Origin of the sequence: Pseudomonas syringae pv. tagetis, from assembly GCF_022557255.1 — a bacterium.
Classification (GTDB): Bacteria; Pseudomonadota; Gammaproteobacteria; order Pseudomonadales; family Pseudomonadaceae; genus Aquipseudomonas; species Aquipseudomonas caricapapayae.
The window spans coordinates 2,301,271-2,314,666 of record NZ_CP092923.1 but is presented as its reverse complement, the minus strand read 5'-3'; the positions used below and the strand labels follow the sequence as shown (position 1 = coordinate 2,314,666).

11 protein-coding genes are annotated in these 13,396 nt (G+C 57.6%); 5 read left to right on the top strand and 6 right to left on the bottom strand.

Annotated elements, in window-relative coordinates; translation table 11 throughout:
• Nucleotides 1-15 precede the first annotated feature (15 nt).
• Nucleotides 16-1,041, bottom strand: coding sequence for an NAD(P)H-dependent glycerol-3-phosphate dehydrogenase (locus tag MME58_RS10375; RefSeq protein ID WP_054985794.1), 1,026 nt, complete (start codon nucleotides 1,039-1,041; stop codon nucleotides 16-18).
• A 285-nt stretch (nucleotides 1,042-1,326) separates the two neighbouring features.
• Between MME58_RS10375 and MME58_RS10370 the strand changes: the two genes are divergently transcribed.
• From MME58_RS10370 to fabB, 3 genes are all read left to right on the top strand, one after another.
• The gene (locus MME58_RS10370) at nucleotides 1,327-3,264 is read left to right on the top strand and encodes an ATP-binding protein (RefSeq protein ID WP_055005819.1); all 1,938 of its coding nucleotides are present in this window, start codon (nucleotides 1,327-1,329) and stop codon (nucleotides 3,262-3,264) included.
• Nucleotides 3,265-3,485: 221 nt separating this feature from the next.
• Complete coding sequence (gene fabA / locus MME58_RS10365; RefSeq protein WP_054985793.1) at nucleotides 3,486-4,001, top strand: 3-hydroxyacyl-[acyl-carrier-protein] dehydratase FabA; 516 nt, start codon at nucleotides 3,486-3,488, stop codon at nucleotides 3,999-4,001.
• Between the two features lie 10 nt (nucleotides 4,002-4,011).
• Complete coding sequence (fabB, locus tag MME58_RS10360; RefSeq protein ID WP_055005798.1) at nucleotides 4,012-5,235, top strand: beta-ketoacyl-ACP synthase I; 1,224 nt, start codon at nucleotides 4,012-4,014, stop codon at nucleotides 5,233-5,235.
• A 232-nt stretch (nucleotides 5,236-5,467) separates the two neighbouring features.
• On the opposite strand, the gene MME58_RS10355 is transcribed toward fabB, so the two are convergent.
• Together MME58_RS10355 and htpG are read right to left on the bottom strand one after the other, a co-directional pair.
• Complete coding sequence (locus tag MME58_RS10355; protein ID WP_055005799.1) at nucleotides 5,468-6,196, bottom strand: dienelactone hydrolase family protein; 729 nt, start codon at nucleotides 6,194-6,196, stop codon at nucleotides 5,468-5,470.
• 90 nt (nucleotides 6,197-6,286) lie between these two features.
• Nucleotides 6,287-8,194 (bottom strand): molecular chaperone HtpG, encoded by a 1,908-nt coding sequence (htpG, locus tag MME58_RS10350; RefSeq protein ID WP_055005800.1) that lies wholly within the window; start codon nucleotides 8,192-8,194, stop codon nucleotides 6,287-6,289.
• 312 nt (nucleotides 8,195-8,506) lie between these two features.
• Here htpG and MME58_RS10345 point away from each other — a divergent pair, with 312 nt between their 5' ends.
• Nucleotides 8,507-8,767, top strand: coding sequence for a lipoprotein (locus tag MME58_RS10345; protein ID WP_002552985.1), 261 nt, complete (start codon nucleotides 8,507-8,509; stop codon nucleotides 8,765-8,767).
• Nucleotides 8,768-8,884: 117 nt separating this feature from the next.
• On the opposite strand, the gene brnQ is transcribed toward MME58_RS10345, so the two are convergent.
• Nucleotides 8,885-10,198, bottom strand: a complete 1,314-nt coding sequence (gene brnQ / locus MME58_RS10340; protein WP_055005801.1) for a branched-chain amino acid transport system II carrier protein — start codon at nucleotides 10,196-10,198, stop codon at nucleotides 8,885-8,887.
• Nucleotides 10,199-10,498: 300 nt separating this feature from the next.
• On the opposite strand from brnQ, the gene MME58_RS10335 reads away from it, so the two are divergent.
• Nucleotides 10,499-11,077, top strand: a complete 579-nt coding sequence (locus MME58_RS10335) for a GNAT family N-acetyltransferase (protein WP_055005802.1) — start codon at nucleotides 10,499-10,501, stop codon at nucleotides 11,075-11,077.
• A 115-nt stretch (nucleotides 11,078-11,192) separates the two neighbouring features.
• Here the strand turns inward: MME58_RS10335 and sucD are convergent, their stop codons facing one another.
• Both sucD and sucC read right to left on the bottom strand, forming a co-directional pair.
• Entirely contained in the window at nucleotides 11,193-12,074 is an 882-nt protein-coding gene (gene sucD / locus MME58_RS10330; protein ID WP_054985787.1) for a succinate--CoA ligase subunit alpha, read from the bottom strand.
• Nucleotides 12,074-13,240 carry an ADP-forming succinate--CoA ligase subunit beta gene (gene sucC / locus MME58_RS10325; protein WP_002552981.1) on the bottom strand — a complete coding sequence of 389 codons (1,167 nt, stop codon included), beginning with the start codon at nucleotides 13,238-13,240 and terminating at the stop codon, nucleotides 12,074-12,076. The genes sucD and sucC overlap by 1 nt, the downstream gene beginning before the upstream one ends.
• Between the last annotated feature and the right edge of the window lie 156 nt (nucleotides 13,241-13,396).

The following is a 13,396-nucleotide window of genomic DNA, read 5'->3' as shown; positions in this document are numbered from 1 at the left end:
CTGATCAGACTGAATTCAATTAAAGCCGGTAATCGAAATGAAATCGACGTCCGTCTTGGGCTCGGCACGCATCAACGCTTCAATGACCTGACTGAGCGTACGGCCTTCGAAAAGAATCGCATGCAGCCCGGCGACCAGCGGCATGTAGACCTGGACCTCCTGCGCCTTGACTTTGAGCACCTTGAGCGTATTGACGCCCTCGGCCACCTCGCCCAGGCGAGTGACCGCCTCGTCCAGCGTCAGGCCCTGCCCCAGCGCAAAGCCGACCTGATAGTTGCGGCTTTTGGGTGAGGAGCACGTGACGATCAGATCGCCCACCCCGGCCAGCCCCAGAAAGGTCATCGGGTTGGCACCCTGACTGACCGCGAAACGGGTCATTTCCGCCAGCGCGCGGGTGATCAGCATGCTCTTGGTGTTTTCGCCCATGTCCAGCGCCACCGCCATGCCGGCGATGATCGCATAGACATTCTTCAATGCCCCGCCCAGTTCGACGCCAAAACGGTCGTTACTGGCGTAGACCCGAAACGTTCGTCCATGCAGCGCAGCCTGGACCTGCTGACACAGCGCCTCGTCTTCGCTGGCGACCACAGTGGCGGTAAGCGCGTGCTCGGCGATCTCACGGGCCAGATTGGGACCTGAAAGGACGCCGATGCGCGCCTGGGGAACAATTTCTTCGAGGATCTGGCTCATCAATTTGAAGCTTTGCGCTTCGATGCCTTTGGTCAGGCTGACCAGCATTTTACCGTTCAGGCGCTCGACATGAGGCGACAGCACCGAACGCAGGGCACTTGAAGGCAAGGCGACGAAAATCAGCTCACTGGCCTCAAGCACGTGGGCGATATCAGTCACCGGCTCCACTTCAGGCCGGACCTTGATGCCCTTGAGGTAACGGGGATTTTCACGGTTGACGCGAATCGCCTCCGCCTGCTCCGGATCACGCATCCACTGGAGAACCTGATGGCCGTTCTCGGCCAGCAGATTTGCAATGGCAGTCCCGAAACTGCCACCACCAAGAACCGCAACGGGTTGCTGTGTGGTCATAAAACTATCCATCCAGAGCCATCCAAGTGGCGATGCCAGCATTATACGGCGCGGCACGATATCGGCCAGCAACAAAGCTGATCGGTTGTGCACGCGAGATGCCCGGGGACAACAAGTTCGCTGGAAACGCGCCCCATCTCGGTTACCATGCGCACACGGCATGAATTACCGCGACATCCGGCGCTGTCATCAGCAGCCGGAACGGGTCGCGACCACCAGGCGAACAGGCATGGACGCAAGAATGGAATCATCAGCGCATCACTTTGCGCGCAAGGCATGCAGCCGATGAAATTTCGGCACTGGGATATCAATACCCGCACGCAGATCATCAGCCTGGGCCCTGCCCTGTTACTGACGGCTCTGCTGATCAGCTTTTTCACCTTCGTGCGTATTCAGGACCTGCGCCAGGAGCTGAATCACACCGGGCAGCTCATCGCCAATCAACTCGCTACCGCTGTCGAGCCTGGTGTTGCGACAGGCGATATAGACGGGCTGAACGCGCTGATGCGCGCCACACTTTCCATGCCGAGCGTTCGTTATGTCGAGATTCAGGACAGCTCGAATACAGCGATGGTCTACATAGATCAGCCTCGCGAAAACGAGCAGCAGGCACGTCAGATGGAGATATTCCTGGCCCCTGTTCAGCCGCAGCGTGCGACGGCTCACAGTCATTCCGACACGTCTTCCGGACACAATCGCCAGCAGCCGCAGGGTGTTTCGCAGAGCTATCTCGGTCGAGTACTGGTCGGGATGTCCAGTGAAGCATTCAGTCGCCGTCAGCAGGAAATATTGCTCAAAGCCGGTGTCCTGGCGCTGGGTGCGCTGCTGTTCGCGTTTCTGCTGGCTCGGGGCCTGGCCCTGAGCCTGTCCAGACCCGTCAGAGAAATGGGCGAAGCGCTAAAGGCTATTCAGCAGGGTGACTATCACACGCCTCTGCCGGTCAGCGATGATGCCGAACTGGGCGCACTGGCCCGACACATCAATAACTTGGCGGAGAACCTGCACCGCACCAGCCTTGAGCAGCAACGCTCGGTGGCCCAACTGATCCAGACACGCGAAGAAGCCGAACAGGCCAACCGCGCCAAATCGGATTTTCTGGCAATGATGAGTCATGAGTTGCGCACGCCCATGAACGGCGTGCTGGGCATGCTGCAACTGCTGGAAACCACGCGCATGACCGCCGAGCAAAGCGAGTACGCAACGCTGGCGACCGAATCCACCGAGCACCTGCTTCGGGTGATCAACGACATCCTCGACTTTTCCCGAATTGAACGCGATGCCCTGCAAATGGAAGGCATTGCGTTCAATCTGGCCGAACTGGTCAGTGCATCTACTCATGCGTTCAACCACAGCGCGGTACAACGCAAGCTGCTCCTGGAACTGCAGGTTCAGCCAGGGCTGGAAACACTCACCGTCATAGGCGATCCGACCCGGATTCGGCAGATTCTGGTGAACCTGATCGGCAACGCACTTAAATTTACCGAGCAAGGCAAGGTCTGTGTCGTTGCCAGTTGGGCGATGCTCGACAATGATCAACTGCACTTCACCTGTGCGGTGCATGACAGCGGCATTGGTATCGACGCCGAGCGACTGGAATCGATGTTCGATGCGTTCAAGCAGGCAGACAGCTCGATTTCCAGACGTTACGGCGGTACGGGACTGGGTTTGCCGATTGCACGTACTCTGGCCGAACGCATGGGCGGTACGTTGCGGGCAGAGAGTGAGGAAGGCTCGGGCTCGGTTTTCACCCTGCAGATCCCCCTGCCCGTTGCGCGCGACGTGGCGGTCGATATTGCCAAGCCGCTGTCGGTACTCGATGCGCATGGCAGAGAGCGCAGCATATTGCTGGTCGAGGACAATCCGGTAAACCGCACCGTGGTTCAGGCCATGTTGCGTAATCTGGGTTGCGAGGTCGATGTGGCAGTCGACGGTGCTGAAGCCGTGATGAAAGCAGGCTCGGGCAACCACGCGTTGATTCTGATGGATTGCCGACTGCCGGTCATGGATGGCTACGAGGCCACACGTCGAATCAGGCAACTTTCCGGACTGGAACGAATCCCAATCATTGCCCTGACTGCCAACGCTTTACAGGGTGATCGTGACGCCTGTTTACAGGCAGGGATGGATGATTACCTGGCAAAACCATTCAAACACGCTGATTTACAGCAGGTTTTACAGCGCTGGCTGTCCTTTGAAGCACCTGTGACTGGCGATAAATGTTAAATTGCGGCAGTCTTGGCAAGCAAATCAGCCAGCAAAATCGGCTGAACGACGAAATTCAGTGTACAGGTGTACCTTGATTTCACCTGAGCTGTGACTTTCATTACAACGCAACAGTCTATGAGTAGGCTGCCGGACAGGGTCCTGGCGAAATAAGTGCGCCGGGACTGGCGTTCGGACCAGTGGCGCCACAACCTGCCGCACAAGATTATTGAGGAGCTCGCATGACCAAACAACACGCCTTTACCCGGGAAGACCTGCTGCGCTGCAGTCGTGGCGAGCTGTTCGGCCCAGGTAATGCGCAACTGCCCGCCCCTAACATGCTGATGGTCGATCGCATCACACACATCAGCGATGAAGGTGGCAAGTTCAGCAAGGGTGAATTGGTCGCCGAACTGGATATCAACCCGGACCTGTGGTTCTTTGCCTGCCACTTCGAAGGTGATCCGGTGATGCCCGGATGCCTGGGCCTGGACGCCATGTGGCAACTGGTCGGTTTCTATCTTGGCTGGCATGGCAATCCCGGTCGTGGCCGCGCCTTGGGTTCGGGCGAAGTGAAGTTTTTCGGTCAGGTTCTGCCTACCGCCAAAAAAGTCACCTATAACATTCACATCAAACGCGTCCTGAAAGGCAAACTGAACTTGGCCATTGCCGACGGTTCAGTGAGTGTAGACGGTCGCGAAATCTATACCGCCGAAGGCCTTCGGGTCGGCGTGTTTACTTCCACTGAAAATTTCTAAGGGTACTCGCATGCGCCGCGTCGTTATCACTGGTCTGGGTATTGTTTCCTGCTTGGGCAATGACAAAGAGACCGTCACCGCTAACCTGCGTGCTAACCGCCCTGGCATCCGCTTTAACCCGGAATATGCCGAAATGGGTCTGCGCAGCCAGGTTTCCGGCTCCATCGACCTGAATCTGGAAGAACTGATCGATCGCAAGATCTTTCGCTTCGTCGGCCATGCGGCAGCCTATGCCTACCTGGCGATGAAAGACGCCATTACCGATTCGGGCCTGACCGACGAACAGGTTTCCAACGTGCGTACCGGCCTGATCGCCGGCAGCGGCGGTGCGTCGACCCTGAACCAGATGGAAGCACTGGACACACTGCGCGAAAAAGGCGTCAAGCGCGTCGGCCCTTACCGTGTCACGCGGACCATGGGCAGCACCGTTTCGGCATGCCTGGCCACACCGTTCAAGATCAAGGGTGTTAACTACTCCATCTCGTCCGCCTGCGCCACCAGCGCCCACTGCATCGGCAACGCTGTCGAGCAGATTCAGCTGGGCAAGCAGGACATCGTCTTTGCCGGTGGCGGCGAGGAAGAGCACTGGAGCCAGTCGTTCCTGTTCGACGCCATGGGCGCGCTGTCCACCCAGTACAACGAAACGCCGGAAAAAGCCTCCCGCGCCTACGACGCCAAGCGTGACGGCTTCGTGATTGCCGGTGGTGGCGGCATGGTCGTTGTCGAGGAGCTGGAACACGCTCTGGCACGCGGCGCGAAAATCTACGCGGAAATCGTGGGATACGGCGCTACATCGGATGGTTACGACATGGTCGCACCAAGCGGTGAAGGCGCGATCCGCTGCATGCAGATGGCCCTGGGTGATATCAACTCCGACGCCATTGACTACATCAACACCCACGGCACCTCGACTCCGGTTGGCGACGCCAAGGAAATGGAAGGTGTGCGTGAGGTATTCGGTGCCAACGCGCCAGCGATCAGCTCCACCAAGAGCCTGTCGGGCCACTCGCTGGGTGCCGCAGGTGTTCACGAAGCGATCTACTGCCTGCTGATGATGGAAAACAACTTCATCGCCGGCTCCGCGAACATCGACGAGCTGGACCCGGTGGTCGCCGACATGCCGATCCTGCTCAAGACACGCGAAGATGCCAAACTCGATCTGGTCATGAGCAACAGCTTCGGCTTCGGCGGTACCAACGCTACGCTGGTTCTGAAACGCTGGGCGGGCAAGTAACACTGCTTTTGTCGCAAACAAAGAAGGCGCCTTTCGAGGCGCCTTTTTTGTGAGTCCGGCAAACGTGGCTAACGTTCTTAGGTATATCTGCGGGGATAGTGGAACTTCAGAACACCTCTCGGCCCTCACGCTCCAGCGAGGGAGTGCAGTTCACGACGCTCTGCGTCGCAAGGGAACGCAGAGCGTCCAGACCGGCATGCCTACGCGGAGCATGGACAGTTTAGGTGTTCCTTCAGCCAAACACTTCAGCCAGCAAATCATGCATCGACTTGAACGCGCGGTTCGACACTTTGGCGTCGTACATCATCATGCCGGGGACGTTGGCATGCGGGTCGGTGAATGAATGGAACGCACCGCCGTAGCTGTGCAGTTGCCAGTCCACGCCAGCAGCATTCATCTCGTCTTCGAAAGCAGGCAACTGTTCTTTCGGCACCAACGGGTCAGAAGCACCGTGAAGGACCAGCACCGGACCCTTGATGTTTTTGGCATCAGCCGGGGCTGGCGTGTCCAGCGTACCGTGGAAGGAGATGGCGGCTTTCAGTTCGGCACCGGTACGCGCTAGCTCCAAAGAGCAGCAGCCGCCGAAGCAGAAACCGAAGGTTGCGATTTTGCTGGAGTCCAAAGGCACATCCGTCTGGCTCGACAATTGATCGAGTGCTGCCTGCATACGCTTGCGCAGCAAACCACGATCGTCCTTGAGCGGCGTCATGGCAGCGCCCGCCTCGTCGTTGTTACTCGGGCGAATCTGCTGACCGTAAAGGTCAGCAAGCAGCACTACATAGCCCTTGGCTGCCACCGCTTTGGCGATGTCTTCGGCACCCTTGCTGACACCCATCCAGTTAGGTGCCATCAACAGACCTGGCTGCGCAGTGGTGGCGCTGCTGTCATACGCCAGTCGACTTTCATAAGACTGACCATCAATCTGATAGACCACAGAACGGATTTCGATATTGCTGCTCATTGCTGACTCCTGGTCATACGGAAGATGAGAGTTGGAGGTAACAGTCTCTAACAAAAAACCCGCCGAAGCGGGTTTCTTGTCAATCGGCTATCAAACCGACAGTTCTACCAACAACTTGTTCAAACGGCGCACATACGCGGCCGGGTCCTTGAGGCTGTCACCGGCTGCCAGCGCCGCCTGATCGAACAGGATGTGCGACAGCTCTGCGAAGCGGTCCTCGCTCTGCTCGGCGTCGAGCTTGCCGATCAGCGGATGGGCCGGGTTGAATTCGAAGATAGGCCTGGAATCCGGGACCTTCTGCCCGCTGGCTTCCAGAATCTGACGCATCTGCAGGCCCATATCCTGTTCACCAATGGCCAGAATGGCAGGCGATTCGGTGAGGCGATGGGAAACCCGCACTTCGCTTACAGAGTCACCCAGCGCCGCTTTCAGGCGCTCGATCAGCCCTTCTTTGTCCTTGGCAATCTCTTCCTGCGCCTTCTTGTCCTCTTCAGAGTCAAGATTGCCCAGATCGAGGTCCCCACGTGCAACATCCACAAAATCCTTGCCGTCGAAATCGCTGAGGTAGCTCATCAGCCATTCGTCGATACGGTCTGTCATCAGCAACACTTCGATGCCTTTCTTGCGGAAGACCTCAAGGTGCGGGCTGTTCTTGACCTGTGCGTACGATTCGCCAGTGAGGTAATAGATCTTGTCCTGACCTTGCTTGGCACGCTCCAGATACTCGGCCAGAGACACGATCTGCTCGCCGCTGTCATCGGATGTCGATGCAAAACGCAGCAGACCGGCGATTTTTTCCTTGTTGGCGAAATCTTCTGCAGGACCTTCCTTGAGGACCTGACCGAAGTTTTTCCAGAAGCCCTTGTATTGCTCGGGCTCGTTTTTCGCCAATTTATCCAGCATGTCCAGCACGCGCTTGGTCAGCGCCGACTTCATCGAATCGATGATCGGGTCTTTCTGCAGGATTTCACGAGAGACGTTCAGCGACAGGTCATTGGAATCGACCACGCCCTTGATGAAGCGCATGTACAGCGGCAGGAACGACTCGGCCTGATCCATGACAAACACGCGCTGCACGTATAGCTTCAGGCCTCGCGGCGCTTCACGCTGATACAGATCGAAAGGTGCACGCGCAGGCACATACAGCAGCGACGTGTATTCCAGCTTGCCTTCGACCTTGTTGTGGCTCCAGCTCAGCGGATTTTCGTAATCGTGCGCTACGTGCTTGTAGAACTCCTGATACTCCTCGTCCTTTACCTCGGTGCGAGGACGGGTCCAGAGTGCGCTGGCGCGGTTGACGGTTTCCCATTCCAGCGCTGGCGCTTCCTCGCCTTCAGCTGCCGGAGCCTGCTCTTTTGGCAGCTCAATCGGCAAGGCGATGTGGTCGGAGTACTTCTTGATGATATTGCGCAGACGGTAGCCGTCAGCGAACTCCTCTTCACCGCTTTTCAGGTGCAGCACGATGCGGGTGCCACGATCGGCCTTGTCGACGGTCGCAACTTCGAATTCGCCCTCGCCTTTGGAGGACCAGTGCACGCCTTCACCGGATGGCGTACCGGCGCGACGGCTGAATACTTCAACCTGATCGGCAACAATGAACGCCGAATAAAAGCCCACTCCGAACTGACCGATCAGGTGCGAGTCTTTTTTCTGATCGCCCGACAGATTTTTCATGAAATCAGCGGTGCCGGACTTGGCGATGGTGCCCAGGTGGGTGATCACATCTTCACGGCTCATACCGATGCCGTTGTCTTCAAGGGTAACGGTCTTCGCGTCCTTGTCGAAGCTCACGCGAATCTTCAGCTCGGCGCCGCCTTCCAGCAACTCCGGCGTGGACAACGCTTCAAAACGCAATTTGTCGACCGCGTCAGACGCGTTCGAGATCAATTCGCGAAGGAAAATTTCCTTGTTGGAATACAGCGAATGGATCATGAGGTGCAGCAGTTGCTTTACCTCGGTCTGGAAGCCCAGGGTTTCCTTTTGAGTTTCCACACTCATAATCATCAAACTCCGATCTGGATGGTATAAGCCGTCACGATCAGGTAATAGCCTGTGTGACAGCGGGTAGTCATCAAGGTGGGGGCTGGGTCGGGGATTTCAAGAGCCAATGATGCCTCGCCTCTGTTTCACCACCAGATCCGACGTGTACTGTGTTGATCGACACTCGCCCGAACTGTCCGCAATCGGCCTGACTCTTCTGGCTTGTAGCGACTACCACACTGCGCCTTCCTATATTGTGAACACGGGTGGAACTTAACTCATGGGGACAGGCTCTTAGGCTCGTGAACACTCAATAAGGAGAAACACCCCATGCGTAAATCTTTAGCCTATGCCTTGATGCTTTCTGCCACCCTGGGCCTTGCAGCCTGTGACAAAAAGTCCGAAAACACACAGCAAGATGCCAACAAGGCTGCTCAGCAGTCCCAGGAGTCGATGGAAAAGGCTCAGGAAAAAGTGAACGATGCGGCCAAGGAAAGCCAGGAAGCTGCTCAGAAGAACGCCGAAGCCGCTCAGCAGCGCACCAATGAGAACGCCAACAAAGCGCCAGAAGCTGCGCCAGCCACCAAGTAAGGCTGAAACGCTTGCAGAACTAAAAAGGCCCGCTGAACGCGGGCCTTTTCATGTGTATTGCATTGCTTGTTCAGCACATGCCTCATCGGCATTAAGACACAAAACCCTTCCGCAATTTCAAGCCAGCGCCTCGCTGCGCTTACCCATGACCCTGTCAACGGCCACGACACCCACGAGCGTGATGACCGAGGGCACCAGCCATGCCAGGCCCTGATCGCTCAACGGCAGACTGGTCAGCCCCTCTGGAAGATACTCAGAGAAACCGGCCCCCTTCAGCGCATCGATCAGACCAAAGACGAGGGAAACCAGCATCACGGGGGCAACAACCCGTCCCTGGCTGTGCCAGAGCCCTTTGCAGAAGCTCAGCGCGACGAGGACGATACAAGGTGGGTAAATGGCCGTCAGCACCGGAATCGAAAACTGGATCAGCTTGGTCAGCCCCAGATTGGATACCAGCAGCGAAAACACCGCCAGGATAATGACCAGCGTCCTGTAAGACAACGGCAGTACCTTGGCAAAGTATTCGGCGCAGGCACACGTCAGACCCACCGCAGTGACCAGACACGCCAGAGAAATCAGCACCGCAAGGAAGCCACTGCCCAGTGAACCGAATGTGTGCTGCACATAGGCGTGCAGAACCGCCGCACCATTGCTTGCACCTGCCGCAACTGCATGGCTGCCTGAGCCCAGACGAAACAGACTGACATACACCAGCGCCAGCCCGACACCGGCAATCAGGCCGGCAATAATTGCGTAGCGGGTAATCAGGCGCGGCGATTCGACGCCACGCGAACGGATGGCATTAACGATGACAATACCGAAAACCAGTGCCCCGAGAGTGTCCATCGTCAGATAGCCGTTGATGAAGCCCTGGGAAAACGGCGCAGCGGCGTACGCGGGCTCAGCCTCGCCTATCCCGCCTGCGGGCAGGGCGAATGCCGCGATCCCCAATACAGCCAGGGCGATGATCTTGAGAGGTGCCAGAAAGCGTCCGACCGTGTCGAGCAAGCGCCCCGGGTACAACGAAACCCAGAACACCACCAGAAAATACACCAGGCTGTAGAGGAATAACGCCATTGGAGTGTCGCCCGTCAGAGGTGCGAGACCCACTTCGAACGAGACCGTCGCGGTACGCGGAGTCGCGAAAAGCGGGCCAACTGCCAGATAGCAGACTGCAGCAAGCGCGCCACCGGCGATCCTGCCGATCGGACTGCTAAGCGCATCCATTGCGCCCCCCACCCTGGCCAGGGCGACTACCGTGACGACCGGCAGCCCGACCGCCGTGACCAGAAAGCCCAAAGCAGCCATCCATACATGTGGCCCCGCCTGCAGGCCCACGATGGGCGGAAAAATGATGTTGCCAGCCCCGACAAACAGGGCAAATGTCATAAAACCGAGCGCCAGGATGTCCTGGCCTTTCAACACTTTCATTACGAGGGACCACACGGAATCGAAATAAGGGATGGGACGTCGCCGATGAATGGGGCAGACGCAGCCCGTCGGCGTAAGACGTGGCAGTACCTTGCGAAACGCCCCTCGTGAGGGCAACGCAAAAACGGCGGACAGGGTAGCCAACTTCGACCGAAAATGCACTGTCTCAGGGCGACCCGACCGACGACGCACCGTTAACTGGCGGTTAAGCACGCTGCCGATTATTCGGAAATGCCTGACAGACCTGTTGCTCATCAATCGATAGATTGATGAGCAATCCGAGCCCGGCAGCCTACCTTGATGACTAAAACACCCCATGAATGCCTGATACCGACCCCTACCCTGTACACACCTCGCCTGGTCCTGCGGCCTGTGCAGCTTGAAGACGCCGCCGTCATGCAGACCCTGTTCAATCAGTGGGAAGTCGTGCGTTATCTGACCCATCACGTACCCTGGCCATATCCGGACGGAGAAGCCCTGCGTCATATACGTGAGGACGTCTTGCCCGCCATGCAGAATGGGGAAGAATGGCATTGGTCGATTCGCCTCTCCGGCGAGCAGGAACCTCTGATCGGTGCCGCGTGCATGATGGACGAGGAAGATAACAATCGCGGTTTCTGGCTCTCTACGCCCTATCAGGGTCTGGGCCTGATGTCGGAGGTCTGCGTGGCCATTGACAGGTTTTGGTTCGAAACCCTCAAACGCCCGGTGTTGCGTGTAGCCAAATCAGCCTTGAATGAGGCGTCGTATCGACTCTCTCAACGCGAAGGCATGCGCCTTGTGACCGTTCAGGAAGCACAATTCGTCTGCGGTACGACACAGGAACAGATATGGGAATTGACCCGTCAGGAGTGGCGGGCGAACAACGGTGTTCAATGAGGCCGGATGAACATCAAGGCCTTTTCAAGCGCCCAGACAAAAGCCACCCGAGGGTGGCTTTTGTCGATTGCCCGGGCAGGCAAGCAAAACTTGCCTGCCCGGCAAACAGCGAAGCTTACTTGGTCGGCCAGCCAGTCAGCTCGGCCAGGGCCTTGCCGATGTCTGCCAGAGAACGCACGGTTTTAACACCAGCATCCTGCAGTGCAGCGAATTTCTCGTCTGCAGTACCTTTACCACCGGAAATGATTGCACCGGCATGGCCCATGCGCTTGCCCGGAGGAGCAGTTACACCGGCGATGTACGAGACAACAGGCTTGGTCACGTGTGCCTTGATGTAGGCAGCCGCTTCTTCTTCAGCCGAACCGCCGATCTCGCCGATCATGACGATCGCTTCGGTCTTCGGGTCTTCCTGGAACAGCTTCAGGATGTCGATGAAGTTCGAACCCGGGATCGGGTCACCACCGATACCGACACAGGTGGACTGACCGAAACCGGCGTCAGTGGTCTGCTTGACAGCTTCGTAAGTCAGGGTGCCGGAACGCGACACGATGCCTACCTTGCCTGGCAAGTGAATGTGACCTGGCATGATGCCGATCTTGCACTCGCCTGGTGTGATGACGCCCGGGCAGTTAGGACCGATCAGGATCACGCCCAGCTCGTCGCACTTGACCTTGGCTTCCAGCATGTCGATGGTCGGGATGCCTTCGGTGATGCAGACGATCAGCTTGATGCCGCCGAACGCCGCTTCAAGGATGGAATCCTTGCAGAAAGGAGCCGGGACGTAGATCACGCTGGCAGTAGCGCCAGTGGTCTCTACCGCTTCTTTCACAGTGTTGAACACTGGCAGGTTCAGGTGCGTGGTGCCGCCCTTGCCTGGAGTCACGCCGCCAACCATCTTGGTGCCGTAGGCAATGGCTTGTTCGGAGTGGAAGGTACCTTGCGAACCAGTGAAGCCCTGGCAGATAACCTTGGTGTCTTTATTGATCAGGACGCTCATTACTTGCCCTCCGCGGCTTTGACGACTTGTTGAGCAGCGTCGGTCAGGCTGGTTGCAGCGATGATGTTCAAACCGCTTTCTGCCAGTACTTTAGCGCCCAGTTCAGCGTTGTTGCCTTCAAGGCGAACAACAACCGGGATTTTCACGCCGACTTCTTTCACTGCACCGATGATGCCTTCGGCAATCATGTCGCAACGAACGATGCCGCCGAAGATGTTGACCAGTACTGCAGCGACGTTGGTGTCGGACAGGATGATCTTGAACGCTTCGGTAACGCGTTCCTTGGTGGCACCACCGCCAACGTCAAGGAAGTTTGCAGGCTTGCCGCCGTGCAGGTTGACGATGTCCATGGTACCCATGGCCAGACCGGCACCGTTTACCATGCAGCCGATGTTGCCTTCCAGCGCTACATAGTTCAGTTCGAACTTGGCAGCGTGAGCTTCGCGCGGATCGTCCTGGGACGGATCGTGGAAACCTTTCAGCTTTGGCTGACGGTACATGGCGTTGGCGTCGATGTTGATCTTCGCGTCCAGGCAGTGCAGATCGCCGTCAGCCTTGATCACCAGCGGGTTCACTTCCAGCAGGGCCAGATCGTGGTCCTGGAACAGCTTGGCCAGACCGGTGAAGATCTTGGCGAACTGAGTGACCTGCTTGCCTTCCAGACCCAGCTGGAATGCCAGATCGCGACCCTGGAACGGCTGAGCGCCGACCAGTGGATCGATCGTGGCCTTGAGAATCTTTTCAGGAGTGTCGTGAGCGATTTTCTCGATGTCCACGCCACCTTCGGTGGAAGCCATGAACACGATACGACGGCTGGAACGATCGACCACAGCGCCCAGATAAAGCTCTTTGGCGATGTCGGTGCAGGACTCGACCAGAATCTTGGTCACTGGCTGACCGTTGGCGTCAGTCTGGTAAGTCACCAGGCGCTTGCCCAACCACTGTTGAGCGAACGCTGCAGCGTCTTCCTTGCTGCGAACCAGCTTTACGCCGCCCGCTTTACCACGACCACCTGCGTGAACCTGGGCTTTGACAACCCACTCGGTCCCGCCGATCTTGTCGCAGGCTTCTGCTGCTGCTTCCGGGGTGTCTACCGCGTAACCCTTGGATACTGGCAGGCCGTACTCAGCGAACAGCTGCTTACCCTGATACTCGTGAAGATTCATGCTTATTACCGTCTTCGTTTAGGTACTGCGCATTCGGTGCTGCACGTCAGCGTGCCGCACCACCTGTGACCGCTACTCCGGGGGACTTCGCAAGTGCCGTGGGACACTCATGAAGCCGCCTGAGAGGTCGAGTCCGACGCAGATTCCGCGGTAAGC